Origin of the sequence: Streptomyces nojiriensis (assembly GCF_017639205.1) — a bacterium.
In the GTDB taxonomy this organism is placed as follows: Bacteria; Actinomycetota; Actinomycetes; order Streptomycetales; family Streptomycetaceae; genus Streptomyces; species Streptomyces nojiriensis.
In genome coordinates, this window is sequence record NZ_CP071139.1 from 82,618 (window position 1) to 99,782 (window position 17,165).

The 17,165-nt window shown below is 71.0% G+C and carries 17 protein-coding genes and 2 pseudogenes; 11 read left to right on the plus strand and 8 right to left on the minus strand.

All coding sequences use genetic code 11. The annotated features are described in order from the left end of the window. Positions 1-584: 584 nt before the first annotated feature. On the minus strand, positions 585-1,238 hold the full coding sequence (locus JYK04_RS00475; RefSeq protein WP_189747413.1) for a potassium channel family protein: 654 nt from the start codon (positions 1,236-1,238) through the stop codon (positions 585-587). A gap of 275 nt (positions 1,239-1,513) precedes the next feature. On the opposite strand from JYK04_RS00475, the gene JYK04_RS00480 reads away from it, so the two are divergent. Further along, on the plus strand, positions 1,514-2,872 hold the full coding sequence (locus tag JYK04_RS00480; RefSeq protein WP_189747411.1) for a chloride channel protein: 1,359 nt from the start codon (positions 1,514-1,516) through the stop codon (positions 2,870-2,872). Between the two features lie 632 nt (positions 2,873-3,504). On the opposite strand, the gene JYK04_RS00485 is transcribed toward JYK04_RS00480, so the two are convergent. After that, complete coding sequence (locus JYK04_RS00485) at positions 3,505-3,975, minus strand: lamin tail domain-containing protein (protein ID WP_189747409.1); 471 nt, start codon at positions 3,973-3,975, stop codon at positions 3,505-3,507. A gap of 720 nt (positions 3,976-4,695) precedes the next feature. Between JYK04_RS00485 and JYK04_RS00490 the strand changes: the two genes are divergently transcribed. Continuing rightward, positions 4,696-4,971, plus strand: coding sequence for a hypothetical protein (locus tag JYK04_RS00490; RefSeq protein ID WP_229876908.1), 276 nt, complete (start codon positions 4,696-4,698; stop codon positions 4,969-4,971). Between the two features lie 186 nt (positions 4,972-5,157). Here JYK04_RS00490 and JYK04_RS00495 read toward each other — a convergent pair whose 3' ends face one another. Continuing rightward, entirely contained in the window at positions 5,158-6,498 is a 1,341-nt protein-coding gene (locus JYK04_RS00495; RefSeq protein WP_189747405.1) for a hypothetical protein, read from the minus strand. Between the two features lie 157 nt (positions 6,499-6,655). Between JYK04_RS00495 and JYK04_RS00500 the strand changes: the two genes are divergently transcribed. The 7 genes and pseudogenes from JYK04_RS00500 (at position 6,656) to JYK04_RS00525 (ending at position 10,273) form a co-directional block, all read left to right on the plus strand. Further along, on the plus strand, positions 6,656-6,880 hold the full coding sequence (locus JYK04_RS00500) for a hypothetical protein (protein WP_229876898.1): 225 nt from the start codon (positions 6,656-6,658) through the stop codon (positions 6,878-6,880). A gap of 208 nt (positions 6,881-7,088) precedes the next feature. Continuing rightward, positions 7,089-7,436, plus strand: a pseudogene (locus JYK04_RS40895) (helix-turn-helix domain-containing protein); the annotation flags it as partial. Continuing rightward, positions 7,436-8,101: a VOC family protein gene (locus JYK04_RS00505; RefSeq protein WP_202185909.1), complete on the plus strand. Its 666-nt coding sequence runs from the start codon at positions 7,436-7,438 to the stop codon at positions 8,099-8,101. The pseudogene JYK04_RS40895 and the gene JYK04_RS00505, both read left to right, overlap by 1 nt. A gap of 28 nt (positions 8,102-8,129) precedes the next feature. Beyond that, complete coding sequence (locus tag JYK04_RS00510; RefSeq protein WP_189747401.1) at positions 8,130-8,564, plus strand: YdeI/OmpD-associated family protein; 435 nt, start codon at positions 8,130-8,132, stop codon at positions 8,562-8,564. 81 nt (positions 8,565-8,645) lie between these two features. After that, the gene (locus tag JYK04_RS00515) at positions 8,646-9,113 is read left to right on the plus strand and encodes a DoxX family protein (protein WP_202185910.1); all 468 of its coding nucleotides are present in this window, start codon (positions 8,646-8,648) and stop codon (positions 9,111-9,113) included. Between the two features lie 234 nt (positions 9,114-9,347). Next, complete coding sequence (locus tag JYK04_RS00520; RefSeq protein WP_189747399.1) at positions 9,348-9,623, plus strand: early set domain-containing protein; 276 nt, start codon at positions 9,348-9,350, stop codon at positions 9,621-9,623. A 299-nt stretch (positions 9,624-9,922) separates the two neighbouring features. Further along, positions 9,923-10,273, plus strand: a complete 351-nt coding sequence (locus tag JYK04_RS00525) for a VOC family protein (RefSeq protein WP_189747398.1) — start codon at positions 9,923-9,925, stop codon at positions 10,271-10,273. Between the two features lie 64 nt (positions 10,274-10,337). On the opposite strand, the pseudogene JYK04_RS00530 reads toward JYK04_RS00525, so the two are convergent. Beyond that, positions 10,338-10,466, minus strand: a pseudogene (locus JYK04_RS00530) (IS5/IS1182 family transposase); the annotation flags it as partial. 62 nt (positions 10,467-10,528) lie between these two features. Between JYK04_RS00530 and JYK04_RS00535 the strand changes: the two are divergent. Continuing rightward, a complete protein-coding gene (locus JYK04_RS00535) occupies positions 10,529-11,614 on the plus strand; it encodes a hypothetical protein (RefSeq protein ID WP_189747396.1) in 1,086 nt (361 codons plus the stop codon). 125 nt (positions 11,615-11,739) lie between these two features. Here JYK04_RS00535 and JYK04_RS00540 read toward each other — a convergent pair whose 3' ends face one another. The 3 genes from JYK04_RS00540 to JYK04_RS00550 all read right to left on the minus strand — a co-directional run bounded on the left by JYK04_RS00540 (position 11,740) and on the right by JYK04_RS00550 (position 14,512). After that, positions 11,740-12,486, minus strand: a complete 747-nt coding sequence (locus tag JYK04_RS00540) for a lytic polysaccharide monooxygenase auxiliary activity family 9 protein (protein ID WP_202185911.1) — start codon at positions 12,484-12,486, stop codon at positions 11,740-11,742. Positions 12,487-12,544: 58 nt separating this feature from the next. Next, positions 12,545-13,882, minus strand: coding sequence for a fibronectin type III domain-containing protein (locus tag JYK04_RS00545; RefSeq protein WP_189747394.1), 1,338 nt, complete (start codon positions 13,880-13,882; stop codon positions 12,545-12,547). A 417-nt stretch (positions 13,883-14,299) separates the two neighbouring features. Continuing rightward, positions 14,300-14,512, minus strand: coding sequence for a hypothetical protein (locus JYK04_RS00550; protein ID WP_189747392.1), 213 nt, complete (start codon positions 14,510-14,512; stop codon positions 14,300-14,302). Positions 14,513-14,570: 58 nt separating this feature from the next. On the opposite strand from JYK04_RS00550, the gene JYK04_RS00555 reads away from it, so the two are divergent. Continuing rightward, positions 14,571-15,146 (plus strand): hypothetical protein, encoded by a 576-nt coding sequence (locus tag JYK04_RS00555; RefSeq protein ID WP_189747390.1) that lies wholly within the window; start codon positions 14,571-14,573, stop codon positions 15,144-15,146. A 361-nt stretch (positions 15,147-15,507) separates the two neighbouring features. Here JYK04_RS00555 and JYK04_RS00560 read toward each other — a convergent pair whose 3' ends face one another. Further along, the gene (locus JYK04_RS00560; protein ID WP_189747389.1) at positions 15,508-16,488 is read right to left on the minus strand and encodes a phage baseplate protein; all 981 of its coding nucleotides are present in this window, start codon (positions 16,486-16,488) and stop codon (positions 15,508-15,510) included. Positions 16,489-17,165: the final 677 nt, after the last annotated feature.

Below are 17,165 nucleotides of genomic sequence, written 5' to 3' on the forward strand. Positions count from 1 at the left end.
CGACGATGGCCAGACCCGTCTGGCCCGGGGTCCTCTCCTTCGGGCTCGTCTCTTCTCCGAACCGTCGATCTCCAGGGTCACGACGTTGTCGCCGCTGGTCGAGAGGGTGCCGCCGATCTCGACCCGGTCGACCTGGCCGCCGGACTTGATGCTGAGGGCGATCGCCTTGAGCACCACCCGCACACCCTTCACCAGGCTCAGGCCCCCGCCGCCGGGGTGACGTCCCCTGCCACGCGGAGCGTGCCGAGGGGCGTTGCTGACCTGGATGCCGACCGAGCCGTCGCCGGTGGTCTCGATCCCGGCGAACCGCGCCTCGCGGAGCGGCCCGTCGTAGAGGTCGAATCCCCGGGCGCCCTTGCCGTGCGTCCGGATCGGGGCCTCTACGTCCGGCAGGTCGATGTCACCGAAGTTCACGAAGCCGATACCGCTCGGCCCCTGCGAAACCAACGGCACCGGTGCGGTGGCGGTCCACGTGGTCACGGTGCCCCAGTCGTCCAGCACCATGTCGTTCCGCCCGTACGCGGTGACCGGCCCGGCGCTGGTGACCTGTTCAGCCCGGGCGCCGGAGATGACGAAGACGCCGGTCACTCCCCCGCCTGGGGGTTGTTCGTGGGTGATTCACCCGATTGATCGGGCGGCGTGCCCTGCTGGCTGCGGCTCGGCGGGGAGACGGCGGGGTCGTCGCCCCGGCCGAGGGTGGCCTGGGTGACCCCGAGGACGACCTTCAGAGCCACTCCGACGAGCAGCAGATCCGCGAGTACCTGCACCAGAACGGTGACCCTGGCTCCCTGGGTGAGCGGAGCGATGTCGCCGAACCCCACGGTGGCGAAGGTCGTGACCGTGAAGTACAGCGAGTCGGTCCGGTTCAGTGCCTGGGTGAAGATGCCGGCCGCGCTCCTCGCCATGAGGAAGTAGGTCGTGGCGAACAGCAGGATGAAGAGGGAGAAGACCGCGGTGACCGCCTCGATGGCGCGCAAGCGGGGGTAGGGCGATTTGGTGATGCTGATGGTCTGCCAGACAAGCAGCCCGCTCACCAGGACCAGGCCAAAGACCAGTGCCGCCACAGTGTCGGCGCTCATCGGCCGGTCCATCGGGAGGAGGTAGTACGCCACCACCAGGCCCACGCTGGTCACCACGAGCCGGGCGATCGCAAGCAGCACCAGGATGCGTCGCCGCCGCCGGGAAAGGGCTTCGAAGTCCTGGCCGTCCACCCCGTCATCCCCGCTGGTCACTCTCATGCGGCCACTGTGCGAGACCACACGGGACCCCGCCTCCCGGCGGAGCCGATCGGACCTGCTCGTCCCCGTCGGACGGACCGGCGCGCCGCAGGCAGACGGCCGATCGCATGAACCACCCGGTAAGGAGTTCGGGCCGCCTGAATGACCGTCACACCACCGCCGGTCAGCGGCGGCGAGCCCGCCCTGCCCGGGCAAAGCCACGTGCTATGACCTCAGGGAGACGCAGGTGAACCACCGGGTTCCCGACGGACGTCGATGCCGAGGAGTTGATTCGCATGTCGGCCGATGGTCCCGTCGGAGCACCGGGGGCGCCGCCGCCCGATCCCTTCGCCCAGGTCAGGAACCGCAGCTACATCAGGCTCCTGGTCATGGCCGCGGTGCTCGGGGTGCCGATCTCCGCAGGCGCGTACGGCTTCCTCGCGCTGGTCGATGCGCTTCAGCCCTGGACCTACACCGACCTGCCCAAGGCGCTGGGTTTCCAGGGGACCCCACCTTGGTGGCCCCTGCCCCTGCTTGCCGTGGCAGGACTGCTGGTGGGAGCGACGATCCGCTGCCTTCCCGGGATCGGCGGCCACAAGCCGGCCGAAGGGTTGTCGACGGCGGGCGCGCCGAAGCCGCGCGAGCTGCCCGGCATCCTCCTCGCAGCCGTGGCCACGCTGGGCCTCGGCGCGGTCCTCGGACCGGAGGCTCCGCTCATCATGCTCGGCAGTGGCGTGGCCCTCTGGCTGGTACGCCTGCTCAAGCCGGACATGCCCGAGCAGGCCGGGGCCGTGGTCGGCGCGACGGGGAGCTTCGCAGCGGTCAGCACCCTGCTCGGATCCCCCATCACCGGGGCCTTCCTCCTCATGGAGGCGTCGGGGCTCGGCGGGCCGATGCTCGGGATCGTGCTGGTGCCTGGCCTTCTCGCGGCCGGCATCGGCACGCTCGTCTTCATCGGCCTGGACAACTGGACCGGCCTCGGCACGTACTCCCTGGCCATTGCGGAGGTACCACACGCGAACTCGCCCACCGTCGCCGAATTCGCCTGGGCACTCGCCATCGGACTGGCGGCTGCCTTCGCCGGCACGGGGATCCGGCGGCTCTCCCTCTGGCTGCAGCCGCGCGTCGAACGGCACCTGCTTCCCGCCACCGCACTGATGGGCCTCGTGATCGGCGGGCTCGCCATCGCCTACGCCCAAGGCACCGGAAAAGCCGCGACCGAGGTGATGTACTCGGGGCAGGCCGCGATGGGCCCGCTGCTCGCGAACAGCGCCGATTACACCGTCGGCACGTTGACGCTCCTCCTCGCCTGCAAGGGGCTCGCGTACTGCGTCTCGCTGAGCGCCTTCCGGGGCGGACCGATCTTCGTGGCGATGTTCCTCGGGGCGGCGGGCGGCATCGCCCTGTCGCACCTTCCAGGGCTGCAGCTCACCCCGGCGTTCGCCATGGGCGTCGGAGCCATGTCGGTCGCCATGCTCAAGCTCCCCTTGACGTCGGTGCTGCTGGCCACCCTGCTGCTGGGGGCGCAGGGCCTTACCGTCATGCCGCTGGTCATCGTCGCAGTGGTGGTCGCCTACGTCGTGACGCTCAGGCTCAGCCCGGCCCCGACCGGCAGATCCGAGGCCGGGGCGCAGAAGGGCTCTGCCCCGGCATGACGCACCACAGGCGTGGCCGGCCCGGGCATCGCGGTAGAGGACACACAGGGTGTCCTGAGCTTGTGCCAGCAGTTCGCGGGTCGACGGCACGCACCTCCGAACCACTCCCGACATCGAAGTACACGGGACCCGGATCACCACCGCGGCCCCAACAACCGGTGCAGTTGGACCGAGTCGGCCGCGCAACGCGCACACGGCGTCAACATCCCACATCCACCCATGCGGGTGAACTTCACGGGGCCGGGCTGCGCCTGCAAAGGCGCGGGCCGCCGGCGGTAGCGATCCGCGCCAGTCCGTCTGCGCCACCACCGTCTTCCGAGAACTCGGCGACCGCCACCTCGAAGGCCGGGCGCTGAGTGCTTGGGCAATTACGCACAACGAGCGCTGGCTGAAGCGAGCTGAGCAGCCTTCGCCCTCTTTGGATGGCCCGCGGCCGCGGCGGCGCTGCGCAGGCCGGGGGCGGCACCCCTTCCGGAGTTCGGACAGGGACCGCCCGCTGCGCGCAGCAGTGCGGGCCGTCGCCCGGTCGGGGCGACGGCCCGTGTGCGCGTGCCGGTCAGTGGCTGGTTGCCGCGTGGTCCGGCTGCGGGTGGGTCACATCACGCAGGGTGCGCGGCCTACGCGTGACGGGGTTAGCGGCGGCGTCCCCAGGACTCGGTGTCGACCGTGCGCCCGCGGTCGTCGCGCAGCGTCGCGGTGTCGGAGCCGTTGTCCCAGACGTAGTCGCGGCGGTCCTGGTAGAGGTCGGTGCGGGTGTCGCGGCCGTTGCCGGTGTGGATGCGGATGGTGGCGTGGCGTGCGATGCGGACGTTGTCGAAGCGGTAGCGGTTGCCGTCGCGGTCGCGCAGCGTCCAGCCCCGGAGGTTGATCGCGTCGCGGGTGGTGTTGGTGATCTCCACCCACTCGGCGTTCAGGGAGCGGTTCGAGCGGTCCTCGCGTCCGGGGCTGTCGGCCTGGACCCGGCTGATCTCCACCCGCGGACGCTGCTGGTGGTGACGGTCACCGTCCGCGGCGGACGCCGGCAGCGCGGCGGCCGAGACGACGGCACCGGCGGCCAGGACCGTGGCGGCGATACGGCGTACGGAGGAAGAAGCAGAAGACATGGGTGACGCTCCCTCAAGAACAGCGCCCCACCAGCCGAAACAGGTCGGTAGAGGCAGTTCGGAGTCGGCCCGGATGAGCCGAGGGCCACACTCTCGACCCGACACGGGCCCCGCCGCAGCCCCCGCCGACGCCGGTTACCGGACACGGACATATCCGTCACACTCGCCTGCGCACAGCACGCATTCCCCACGAACGTGCCCCTGACATTCACTGACCGCTACACCCACCCGCCCCGGAAGCCGCGCCCACGGCGTGGCGTGCTCCGGCGCACCACCAGGCGCACTCTTCCCCCGCCTCACCCGCCCGGGCTAGTTGATGAAGTAACAGCCGTTCTGCGGAATTCTTCGCACTTAGGCCCGTGATTCGCGCATATGTCCAGTCTGGCGGCAGGTCGATGCCCTCGGGCACGAGGGGGGCCTCGGCCGCTTGCGCCATCACGGCTCACTGCCCGCGACCGGAGCAACTGGCGAGTCGGCGAGCCCGGGAGGCGCAGAGCATCCCGACGAAGTCGCGCGGCGGCCGGCCACAGCCGGCCCGACGGGGAGCGGGTTCTCCCGGTCGCCGGCCTGCGGTCCGCACGCGCCGTCGGGCGAAGTCTTCGGACGGCACGCCGGATTCGGGCATTTCTCCCGGTGTGCCGCCTGACCGCATGTTAGGGATATAAGCGCAAAGATCCGCTAAGCAGGAGGTATGTAACGATGCGTACGACTCTTCTTCGTGTGGCGATCGCGCTGGGCACCGCGGCAGTGCTGGCCGCCGTCGGCGCCGGCGCGGCCGGCGCCGACGGCCTGGGCAGCTCAGGCATCGGAAACCATGGCGTCGGAAACGCCGGTGTCTTCAACGACGGTGTAGGCAACGCCGGCGCCTTCAACAACGGTGTAGGCAACGCCGGCATCGCCAACTGGGGACTGGGCAACGCAGGCATCGCAAACACCGGCATCGGCAGCCACGGCATCGGCAACTCAGGCACCGGCACCGCCGGCATCGGCAACTGAGACAGCCCGCAGGACCCGCACGACCGAGTGACACGACGCGCCCGGCCACCGGCTGGGCGCGTCCGCCCGAGCCGCGCCCCTCATCCGCTGCGCACGCCGGCCCGGGCGCATCCCGCCAAACAGTCGACCCGCGACCGGCGGAAGGCGTCACGGCCCGCCCGTCCGAACCGCTGCCCCCGGCCCCGCTCACCCCATCGGAGGGAAACCGCACGTGTAGTCGTGCGGCTCGTCGGCGGCGGGGGCGTTCCTCACGTCGCGCACCGTCATGAGGATGAGTCCGGTCAGGAGCATGAAGATTCCGCTGCCGATGCACCACCATCCGGCGGTCGTCGGGCGGGCTTCCGCCATCGGGCCACTGGTGTGCAGGAACGGCCCGACGAAGAAGAGCGCCATGCCGACCACGATGGCGCCCGCGGATGCCGGCTTCAGCCCGTCGGCGCTGTCCGTCGGATCCGGCTCCGGACCGGACTCCACCGACGACGGCGCCGCCATGTCCACACCGGCGTCGCTTTCGGTTGCGCCCCCGGCAACCTGCGACCGGCCTGCGGATTCGACGTCTTCCCGCAGGGCGGGGTGGCGGTCGAGGACCTGGCCGACGGCCAGCAGTGCCGGGGCGGGCATCACGTCCTCGACGGGGGCGTCCTGGCCGACTTCGGCTGCGGCGAGTTCCACCTGGAGGCCTACCAGGTCCTCGCGCAGCCGGGCGGACTCGAGGCGGAGCCGGTCGCGTTCCTGGCGGAGGGCTGTCGCTTCGGCGGCCGAGTCGTCCAGCAGGACCTGGAGGGCGTGGATTTCGTTCTCCTGTGCGAGCAGGTCCTGGCGGAGGCGCGCTTCCTCTTCTTCCCGGGCCCGCAACTGCTCCTCGCCCTCGGCTCGGGCCTGGTCGAGCCGGGTGTCGAAGGTGGTGCGGTCGCGTCGGCGGGCGTCTTGTTCTTCTTGGAGCAGGGTGTTCAGGCGGGTGGTCTCCCGCTGGTGGTGCTGTTGCCGCGTGCGGAGTTCGTCCTCGGCGGTGGCGAGGGCCTGGCTCGTCGTCTCATGGCGGGCCAGGAGGTCGTCGCAGTCGGCCTGCCGACGGCGATGCTCGCCGAGGACGTCCTCGAGCCGGGCCTGGACCTGGTCGTGGAGGACGACGGTCTCCTCGTAGGCATCGGCCATCAGCAGGCGTTCGGCGAACGCCGGGTGCGCCTCTCCCAGGGCTGCGGTGTGCAGGCGCAGCGACAGGGCCCGGACCTCCTCGCTCGCCCCGCAGAGCTGGACGATCGCCTCGACCGTGGAACGGTGGGGAAGCCGGTCTCCCGAAAGGTTCTTCGACAGGGCCGAGGCGCTCATGGCCACACCTGGGGCGACGTGCTTGCTGGCCAGGTCCGCGACCTCGATCAGGGACCGCAGGTGCTCGACGAGCGCCAGCTTGTGCGGGCGGTTCTCGAAGACCTCCGGCTTCAGCGGGTTGAGTGGCCGACGGGCCGGCCGAGTTTCCCCGCCGGCGGATCCTTCACTTCCGCTTCCCTCCCCGGCAACACCCGTCATGCCTGTTCTCCCAGTTGACAGTTGCGGAAAGAAGATCGTTTCCCTTGGCGCACCCGCTGCCGGGCGGTGACGCTCGAACCACACCCCGCAGCACGCCGCTCCAGCAGCAGAGCGATGGTGACGTCCTGCGACCTTCCGTGTACTGAGGAGAACCATCGTGCCGAGCCGTCGTGCCCCGCGTGGCAGCTTTCCCGTGGATCTCGCCGTGTTCCTGGCGATCCTGGCCACCGGCGTCGTCCTCGTCCTCGTCGGCCATGCCTCCCCCGAGGCTCTCGCCGGCTACGCCTCCGCTCTCGCCGGCCTCTACGCGGCCTGGCACCACCGCCCCCGGGCAGACACTCGGCGGAATCCGCCCGAGGCCCCGCCCGCATCCGAGCGGTAGACACCGTCGTCCCGGCGTCGCAGCGCCGCCTACGCCGAGAACATCGGCCACCCGTGCCGCAGATTCCCGCCGCAGGCACGACGGCTGTTCCGCCGGTATGGAGAGTTACGAACGGGCAGGGCAGGGGCCAGACCGCCTGAACTCACACGCGGGTCTGGATGCCGGCGACCGGGGCGGTGACCGCGACGTGTCGCACGCCTGTTGTGTGCACATGTCCGCCGGGCACCCGAGTCGGCAGTTCCGGGCCGCCTGCGATGAGTCGCCGTACGCGTACCTGATGGCGCGTCGCATCGAGCGGACGACGGCGCCGTCGCGGTGGAGCACGACCGACCTCAGCGCCACCGAGGGCCGCTTCGCGGTCGGCTGCGCGTCGCGGGGACGTTCACCACCCGATTCACCGAGCCGGTCGGCATGCCGCCGGGGGCCTTCCGGCACCAGGCGGCCGGCGTGCACGGCGTACAGGGCGTGCACGGCGTACAGGGCGTGCACGGCGAGGCAAGTCTCAAGACCGGTCAGGAATCGAGAAGCCCCGGCCGCCGCGCAGCCCCTAGCGTGATGGTCATGGCAACCACCACTTCCACCGCAGCCAACACCTCCCTCGCGTCCGTCACCCTCGAGGTGGACGACCCCGAGGCCGCCCGCAGCTTCTACAGCGCCTTCGGCGTGGACGCGTACATACGCCTGCGGGCCTCCGAGGCACACTCCACCGGATTCCGCGGCTTCACCCTGGCGCTCACGGTGGCCGGGCCGGCCACCGTCGACAGCTTCGTCGGCGCCGCCGTGGACGCCGGCGCCACGGTGCTGAAGCCCGCCGCGAGGTCGCTGTGGGGCTACGGCGGCGTCGTCCAGGCCCCGGACGGGACGACCTGGAAGATCGCGACCTCGGCGAAGAAGGACACCGGCCCCGCCACCCGCGAGATCGACGAAGTCGTCCTGCTGATCGGCGTCGAGGACGTGAAGGCCTGCAAGCAGTTCTACGTCGGCCGGGGCTTGACCGTGGCCAAGAGCTTCGGTGGCAAGTACGTCGAGTTCGCCCCCGGTCAGTCCGGCCCCGTCAAGCTGGCGCTGTACAAGCGCCGTGCCCTTGCCAAGGACCTCGGCGTCCCCGCCGACGGCGCCGGATCGCACCGCATCGTGCTCGGCGGAACCGCCGACGCCTTCACCGATCCCGACGGGTTCGTCTGGGAGGCTGCCGCGTCGCCCGCCCCCACACTGTCCTGACTCCCGACACGACAGCAGGAGGAAGATCATGAAGTTTTGGGCCCACGTCGAGCCGCCCGAGCCCATGCGGGGCCTGGAAGTTCCGCCCGAGGTGGTAGCAGCGCTCGGCGGGGGCGCGCGGCCGCCAGTGACGATCACGGTCAACGGGCATTCCTGGAAGAGCCGGGTCGCCATCATGCGAGGCCGCCACCTGCTCGGCCTCAGCAACGCCAACCGGCAGGCCGCGGGTGTCGCGACCGGCGAGGAGGTCGAGGTCGAGCTGGAGCTCGACACCGAGCCGCGCGTCGTCGTCGAGCCCCCGGACTTCGCCCGAGCCCTGGACGACGACCCGGTCGCCCGCGCGGCGTACGGCAACCTTGCCCACAGCCGCAAGTACGAACATGTGCGCGCCGTCGAGAGCGCGAAGAAGCCCGAGACGCGGCGACGGCGTATCGAGAAGGCCATCGCCACCCTGCGGGGCTGACCCCCGAAAGCAAGGACTCCGGCGGCACTGCGATCGCCGTCCGGAGGCCTGACCCTGCCCACTTCTCCTGAGGAGACACGTATGTCGAAGCGACTCATGACCGGTCTGTACTGGTTCCTGGCCTTTGAGTTCACGCTGGGCGCCGTGACCAAGTACTGGCCGGGCGACACGCTGTTCAGCTCGGCTTACTCCGCGAAGTTCGTCGAGTGGGGTTACCCGTCCTGGATGCGCTTCGTGGTCGGTGCCCTGGAAGGTGCAGCCGCCGTCCTGCTGGTGATCCCCGACAGGCGAACACGCTTCCTGGGTGCCACGACGCTGATGTTCGTGCTCACCGGCGCGGTCACCACCCACATCGTCAACCACGACCCGGCGGTGGAGAGCTGGGCCGCGCCGACCCACCTGCTCATCATGGGCATCCTCGCGCTGGCCCATTGGCCTGCCGACTGGCGAGACCTCCTGCGGTCTCCTACCGCGTCGCGTCGGCGGCCCGAACAGCACGTCCCGTCCGACGAAATGACAAGGGTGCAGCGCTTCGGAGGGAATCCCTGACCTGCACCGACCCTCGGCGGCCCCATCGCTTGCCGCCGGACCCGGGCGCCGATCAGGGCGGTCCTCGCGCGGCGCAGCGCAGCGCCGGCAGTCGGGGTCGGGCCCGGCAGCGGGCAGCTCGCATCCACCCGGGTGGCCTCCGCCCAGCCCACGGCGCTGTACCGCCGCACTGGACGCACGTCGCCGCGAGGATGCGCGGGCCGGTTCGCCATCCTCGTGGCCGGAGTCGTTTCCGTGCTCGAACGCCAGCAGCTCAAGGGCTGTACGAAGGTCATGTTCATCCTCCCCGAGGACACTCCGGTCGGCCCTGTCAGCGTCGTCGGAGACTTCAACCACCGGAACCCCACCGGCCACCCCCTGGAGCCCCGCGGGGGCGGTACCCGCGCCGCAACCGTCGTGCTCCCCGCCCACAGCGCATACTCGTTCCGCTGCCTCGCGGCCAGCGGCCGCTGGTTCGGCGACGACCACGCGGACAGCCACGACGGAACCAACGGCCGGATCCACACCTGATCCGCCCCGGCCGCACCCGAGCCGGAAACACGCCCGGCGCGTTTCCGGCTGGGGCCCGCCGCTCATGGAGCGTGCCGGCCTGCCGGCCGGACACGGGCGCCTCCGGCAGCACCAGGCCCTGGTCTTCGCCCCCTGGGCAGTCCGCCCGACCCGGCCGGAACCCGATCCCGGATCCCGTTGTCCGTTGGACATTCAAGTCAGCCACCGTGTCGTCGAACCCAGCCGAGGATCTTCCGGACCTCGGCATGCCAAGATGCCGGGGACTCGACCGTCAGCACGTTGATGGACAGGGGCCGGTCATGATCAGCGGTGCGCATGTCATCCTCTACAGCCAGGACGCCGAGGCGGACCGTGCTTTCATCCGTGACGTCCTCGACTTCCCCATGGTCGACGCGGGTGGCGGCTGGCTCATCTTCAAGCTGCCCCCGGCCGAAGTCGCCGTACACCCTGCCGACGGCCCACCCCGGCACGAGTTCTACCTGATGTGCGACAACCTTGATTCCCAGCTACGCGAATTCCGCGCCAAGGGCGTCGAGATCACCCGCCCGGTCAGCGAACAGCGCTGGGGCAGACTGACGGCTGTCCGGCTTCCCAGCGGCGCCGAACTTCCGCTGTACGAACCGTTGCACCCCACCGCCCACGGCTTGTGACTTCGGCGGCACCCGGCTCGGCCCGTCGCACGACGCGTCCGAGGCCGGCGGCGCCCGCGGCGTGGCGACGAGTGATGAGGCAGGTGGCGAGACGGGGGAATGCCTCTTCGATGTCATCGCGCCGTTCCCATCGGACGCGTGGCCGACGGAAGCCGTGGAGCCAGACGAGGGTCCGTTCCGCAACCCACCGGTGGCAGTCCGCGATGTTCGAACGGTCCTGGCGTGAAGGCGCCGGACAATCCTCATGCTTAAGGTGTGCCGGTGATCTTCAAGAGGAAGCGGAAGGCTTCGGGCCTCACCGCCACTGTGTCCGAGCTGGAAGAGGCGGTTGCCGCTCGCGACGGCGACCGCACCGAGCGTGCCTTCACCGCCGTGATGAAGGGTGTGCAGTCGGCGTCGGACCCTGAACGTGTCCTGGCAGGGGCCCGGCTGGCCGCGCTGCTCCCCGCCTTCCCGCCCACCGGTCCGCGGCCGATGCTCGCGATGGCGGCCGGCTTCTGCGTCGAACGCGGGGCCGATCCCGTGGCCTGCGCCGAACCGATCCTCGACAGCGTCCACCGGGACTTGCTCGACGCCCTCGAGTTCGCCCGCCGCTGGACCGCCACCGGCGCGGCCAAGGACGAACTGCCGGAGCCGGACGAGAAGATCATTGACGACGCTCTGCTGGCCCGCCTGGGCGGCGACGTGCACGAGGCCACTCTGCTGGCGCTGGCCTGGTGCTCGGTCGAAGAGTGGCAGCCGCCCGCGCTGGCCGTGCTGTGCCGCAGCGCCGAGGTTCGCCGCCGGCACGCATCCGCGATCCTTCCCACGTGCCGCGACCTGGCGGCCCTGGAACGGCACGACCTCAAGTGCCTGGCTTACGCGTTGGCGGTTCTGGACGACGAGCCCCTCGTGGTGCTGCACAGGCCCACGGGGACCGGGTTCGAGATACGCATCGGCGGCATCGGGGACAACTTCCAGCTGCACACACTGCTCGCCCATGTCCTCATCGGCGGCGGCCACGTCCCCGGCACCAGGCCTTCAGCAGAGAGCGTCCGCCTGGCCACGGACCCCGAGCCCGCCCAGGGCCGTACCCGAGCAATCGCGACCGGGGCCTTCGAACTCCTCGCCCCGGACGGCGAGCGGATCTGGAACGAGGGGCTGCCCGACGACATCCCCGTGGTGGAAGGACGCCGCCTGCTCGTGCTCGACGAGCCGGCATACCAGCGCAGCTGGGACGCCGACCGGTTCTTCCCGCACCTACCGGGCACAGCCGATCTGGCTCGCGTCCTGACCGCAGACGAGACACGGGCCTGGCTCGCCCGCACATCGCCCAGCAGCCTCATCCGCCGGCCTTCCTGACCCGGCGGACCGGGCCGTCACCACTGCGGGCGCCTCCTGAGCGTGGCGGCCCGACGGCCGGAGGCCGGGCCAGGTAGTCGCGGGAACGTCGGTGCGGTCCGCGACCGGCCTGCCTCGGCGTCCGTCTACTTGAAGGTGACGTCCGAGCAGGAGTAGAAGGCCTCCTCGCTCTGGAAGGAGCCGTCGGGCCGCTTCAGTCCGTGCCAGATCGTGTAGATCAGGTGCTTGCCCTTCTTTTCGGGGAGCACCGCCTTGAACGTGAACGCCTTCGCGCCGAGGAAGCCCGGGGGTGCTGCCGTGGCCGCGGTGTTGTCGGCGCTGAGGAAGGGGGTGTCCTCCAGGTCGGACCACTTCAGCGGCTTCTTCGGGTCGTAGCCGTCCTTGGTGACGTACATCTCCATGCGGTACGGGTTGTGCAGCGCGCTGATGTCGTAGCGGATGTCGTACTCGGCGCCGCCGGGCAGTGTCGTCGAGGGGAAGTCGTCGCGTGCCAGGTCCAGGCCGGAGAACTGTGCGTTGCCGGCGCTGCACAGCTTGCCGTCGGGTATGCGGGCGCGGTGCTGCGGGGAGGAGGTCGGGGTGCTGTGGTCGATGGCGCGGCCCTGGACGATCGACTTCCAGTCGCCGGGGATGCCGGGGCTCTGGGCGAGGGCGAGTCGGCAGGCCTCGCTCGCCTTCGGGTTCTTGGTGCAGGCGACGCTGCGGCTGACCGGGTCGGCGGTGGAGCCGTGTGCGGAGGCGGGCGCGGAGCCGAGGGTGGTCACGGCGAGGGGGAGGGCCACGAGCGCGGTGAGGCGCAGGAAGGCGGTGCGGCGGGCCGGGGGCCGTGCCGGGTCGGGGGAAGCCGTGGCGGCGGGGCGGGTCGTGCTCATGAGGGGGAGGCTCCTGGTCATGGGGTCGGTCATGCGTGTGGGGCGGCGGGCGGGGTGGTCAGCCGCCTGTCTTCACGGTCAGCTCGCGGGAGAACGGGCCCCACGTGCCGTCGCCGAGCCGTGCCCGGATCTTCACGGTGTACGTCGTGCCGGGGTGGGCGCCGACGAGCACCTCGCGTGAGCCCTTCGTCGCCGGGACCGGCAGCACCGGGTCGCCGGTGCCCCACATGAAGGTCTGGGCGGGCCTGCCGTTCAGGTAGACCTGGTAGGTGGTGATCTGGCCGACGCCCTGCGGGACGGCCCAGGTGAGGTTCAGGTAGTGCTGGGTGACGCCGCCGTCCTGCTTCGTGGCGGTGGTGGCGGCGAAGTCGCCGGGGGCGGCCTTGCCGCCGTTGCCGTCGGGGGCCGCGGTGGTCGTCACCTGTGCTTCGCGGGTCGGGTCGGACTCCTTGCCGGAGGCGTCGACGGCGGTGACCTTGAAGCGGTAGGCGGTGCTCGCGGTCAGGCCGGAGACGGTGGCCGAGGTGGCCTTGGCGTCCGCCTCCTGGACCTTGGTGCCGTTGTGGTAGATCCGGTAGCCGGTGACGGCGACGTCGTCGGTCGCCGCGCGCCAGCGCAGCAAGGCCTGGTACGGGCCGGAGGCCGTCGCCTCCAGGTCCGCGGGGATGACCGGCTTCGCCTTGTCCTGGCCGGGTGCGGCGAGGGTGGTGAGCACGATGTCTTTGCTGAAGCCGGTGGTGCGGCCGTCGGCGCGGACGGCGCGGACCTTGAACGTGTAGCGGGTGGCGGGGGCCAGCCGCTCGATGTCCGTCATCGTGTCCTTGACGGTCTTGACCTGCTTGCCGTCCTGGAAGACCTCGTAGCGCACGATTTCGGCGCCGCCGGCGGGCGGCTTCCACATCAGGTGGACGGCGGTGTCGTCCTTGACGAAGGAGCCGCCGTCGGCGGGGACGGCCGTGTTCGTGCCGGTGTCGCTCCCGTTGCCCGACGGGCCGTTCACGCGGCATCCGGTGATCTTGGGTATGCCCTTGCCGGCGGGGTTGATCCCGACCTTGACGGCCCGGTTGCCGTTGGCGGCCACGTCGGCGCGGTCGGCGATCGGCTTGACGGTGACGTGCTTGCCGGTCTGGCGGAGTTCGTACGCCCAGGGGTTGTCGAGGGTGACCTGCCCCTGCGACACGTCGAACTCGGCGGTCCAGTCCCGTACGGGCCGGTCCCCCTTGTTGGCCAGGGAGACCTCGCCGGACGCCCACCACACGGTGGCCTGGTCCGCGACGCGGCAGGCGGCGCTGAGGCCGTCCTTCTCCTCTCCCGCGTTGGCGGCCACGGGGATGACGACGGAGCAGACCCCGACGACCACGGCCGCGCAGGCCAGGGCAATTCGCTTTCGGGACATCAGAAACCTCTTGGTAAAGCCGATCCGCCGGTGCAGCGGCGGCATCGAAAGTGTCTCGGTCAACACCCGTGACCCTAAGCACGGTTTGCGGCCGGAACGGGCCTCCGAGGGGCTGCGGGCCCGCTGTTATCCGTCCCTTAAGGTCCGGATAGGACGCTCTTGATCCCCTGTGCTCGCCCTTCGACCCTGCGGACACTGAAGATCACGCTCCGTTCCCGGCCCCGGGTGCTTCATCCGCTGCCGGACCGCGGTGACGCTCTCCGCGGGCACGGCGCGCACGGCACCGTGACATGCGCCGGCCGCCGGCCCGGCCGGCGTCGGCGTGTGATCGACCAGACCGGCATCGGGCACCGCGTCGGACGTGACGGCGCGCGGGGAGCACGGACGCACAGGAGGCCGCGGCGTTCTCCGCCGGGGTCAGGCGGGGCTGACGACCAGCCCCACCGTGGCCGGCACACCCGCCGCGAGGGCCAGGAGCACGGTCCGCTGCGTGCCCCGCAGGCAGCCCTTGCGCAGCCGGCGCTCCTGGCGGACCGTCGACATCGTCCCCATGTGCAGGCGCTTCATGTCATGGGGGGCGTGGACCAGCGGGTACCGGTGTCCGACGAAGTGCGCGGTACCGAAGTTCACGTACGACACCACGCCCCCTGCCCGAGACGAAAGGCGTGCCGTCTCCATCGAGTTGAGGGTGCCGGCGGGGGGCGACCCGACCGTCTACCGGGTCAAGGACGTGAGCGCGGCCGCCGCCACGGTCTTCGCCGACGTGGTGAACGCCGCGCTGCCCGAACGGGCCGGGGGCGAGCCCCTGGTCGACGGTTCCGCGCTCGTCGTCACGCGGAGCCTGGTCTCGGACGCGGAAGACGGGGAGGAGGGCGTACCGGTCGGGCTTCCCTCCCCCGCCAAGTGGGCGACCTGCACCGCCGTCTCGGCGATCGCGGTTCTCACCGTCGTCGTCGGGCTGCTCGGCAGGAACTGGGGCCGGGGGATCGCGACGCTGCTGCTCGGGGAACTCGGCGTGGGAGCCTCCTTCCTCGCCTGGCCGGGGCTCGTGTCCACGTGGGAGGACTGGTACCTGTGCCGTCACGGCATCACCGTGGACGCGCGGCAGGTCTACCGGAACGGCACGGACACCAACGCCTACACGGACTCCGCCGGTACGTCGGCGGGAGCAACAAGGGCAGGCCCGTCCAGGTCGCCTGCCACCCGCGGAAGCCTCGGGCCGCGGTGGTCCGCACCGGGCGGGGCGAGCGGGCAGGCACGCTGATCCTGTTCTTGGTGATCGCCGCTATCGCGGCACTGATCGGCTACGGGACGTTGCGACTCGTGCTGCCCGCCTTCGGAGGGTGAGAGGGATGTCCGTCCTCCCTCCGCGCCGCCACGGCAACTTCCGTCTTTCCTGCCCTGCCTGACACCCGCCTGCGGGCACATCTGGCCCGGGAGTCCGCGACACGGTGAAGGACGATCCGCTCGGACCCCGGACCCGGACCACTCCCCCGGCGGACCAGGTCCTGGGGCACCGGGCGGCGCCGCAGGGCGGCCCACCGGTCGATCGGGACGGCCGGCCGGTCGCCGGGACATCCGACCGGGGGCCGGCGGCGGACGACGGGCCGCCGGGCGGAGATGGCTCAGACCAGCGCGTTCTTGTAGAAGATGCTGGAGCGCCGGTCGCCCTCCACGCCGGTGGCGAAGCCGATGAAGAGGCGGGCCTCGCCGGCGTCGGTGCGGTAGATCGCCAGGCCCTCGGGCTCGCGGTGGTGGAGGGTGGAGCCGGCCTTGGTGAGGACGGGGCCCTGCGTCAACGTGCCCTTGTTGATGTCGATGCTGGTGATGTAGGAGTTGCCGTCGCCGGTGGGGGTGCCGTCGCCGGGGTACGCGTCACCCGTCAGGTAGTACATGTACGAGCCGTAGAGGGTGTAGCCCTGTGGGGTGCCGGGGATCGTCGGCTGCTTGAAGTCGACGAGCGGTGAGCCGAAGCTGCGTGTCTCGAAGGCGGAGAGGGGGTACACGGCGATGCGCTTGCCGGCCCTGGTGTGGTAGCGAACGATCATGCGCCGGTAGACCGGGTCGACGGAGCAGGTGTACTCGGTGGCCCCCGGGATCGGCCGGTAGGCGGCCGCGGCAGCCGGCGAGGCCAGGGTGGTGTCGGCGGTGTAACGGATGGGGGCGAGCGCGGTGCCGTACCCGCTGGTGTTCGCGTCGCACTCGATCCACAGCTCGGTCCCGGAACCGCTGGGCAGCGCGGCGAAGGCGACGCCGTGACCGAAGCCGTTGAGGTGCATGTACGAGATGTAGTTCCCGTCGAAGTCCATCTTGTTGATGCACAGGTCGCCGTCGGACTCGTCGCTTCCGCTCCGCTTGGTCGCCACGAACAGGAACTTGTTCACCCAGTCGAAGGCGAAGCTCTGCTGGACCCGCGCACCGTGCGTGTCCTTGGACCGGAACAGGTCGTACGACGGCTCCGCAAGGTCGAAACGCTTGGTCGCGGTCACGTCGGCAGAAGCGGTCTGAGCTCCGGCGACGCCAAACCCGAGCGCGGCAAGCGAGGCGCCGACACCGGTGCGTATGAGGCCGCGGCGGGAGAGGGAGAAGCCAGGGGCTCGATTCATGGGGGGCTCCGAGGGCATGGGGGGAGGGCGAGGCCACGATGCTAACCGTCACAGAGCCGGCGTGATCTGCCGGGTCCCGATGGGCAGTTGGGCGTCCGGGCACCCGGGAGCCGGGCACACCCTGCCGGCTGTCCGGCGGCCTCACGGGCACCGCCGCCTGCTGTGTTCGCGTGAGCGGGCTGTACCTGCCGGGCGCGGTGCGGCTGCGTGGCCCACGGCGGCATGTCCCTGAAACCCTCGGCCTGTTGCGCTACGGGTTTGTCTCCCAGGACCAGCGGACCGCGCTCGTGCGTGTCACGGGTGGCTTCGGCATGCTGTGGTACACCGCCCGGGCCGGTATCGGGCTCATCGGGCCAGGCCCTCGCCCTGTACCGGTGCCGCGCGGCCGGCACAGGGACCGGCCTGCCCCGCGCCCCGAGGCGCAATGCCTTGCGGCTCCGCCCCGGAGTACAGCTCTTGGCAGTCCGCGGTAACGACGGTACCCGGCCCCGATGTGCGGTCGTTCCGCGCACTCGGTCTCGGTCCTGTCGCGTGGGCTCGCGTGGAGACGCGGGAGCAGTGGGCCCGACAGCCTGCGGGGCGCGGTCCGCGGGCCGGCGTCCGGTTCACGCCTGCTGGACGGGTGGAGAGAAGCCCCCGCAGCGGATTGAAAACACGTTGGCCGGTCTGCCACGGAG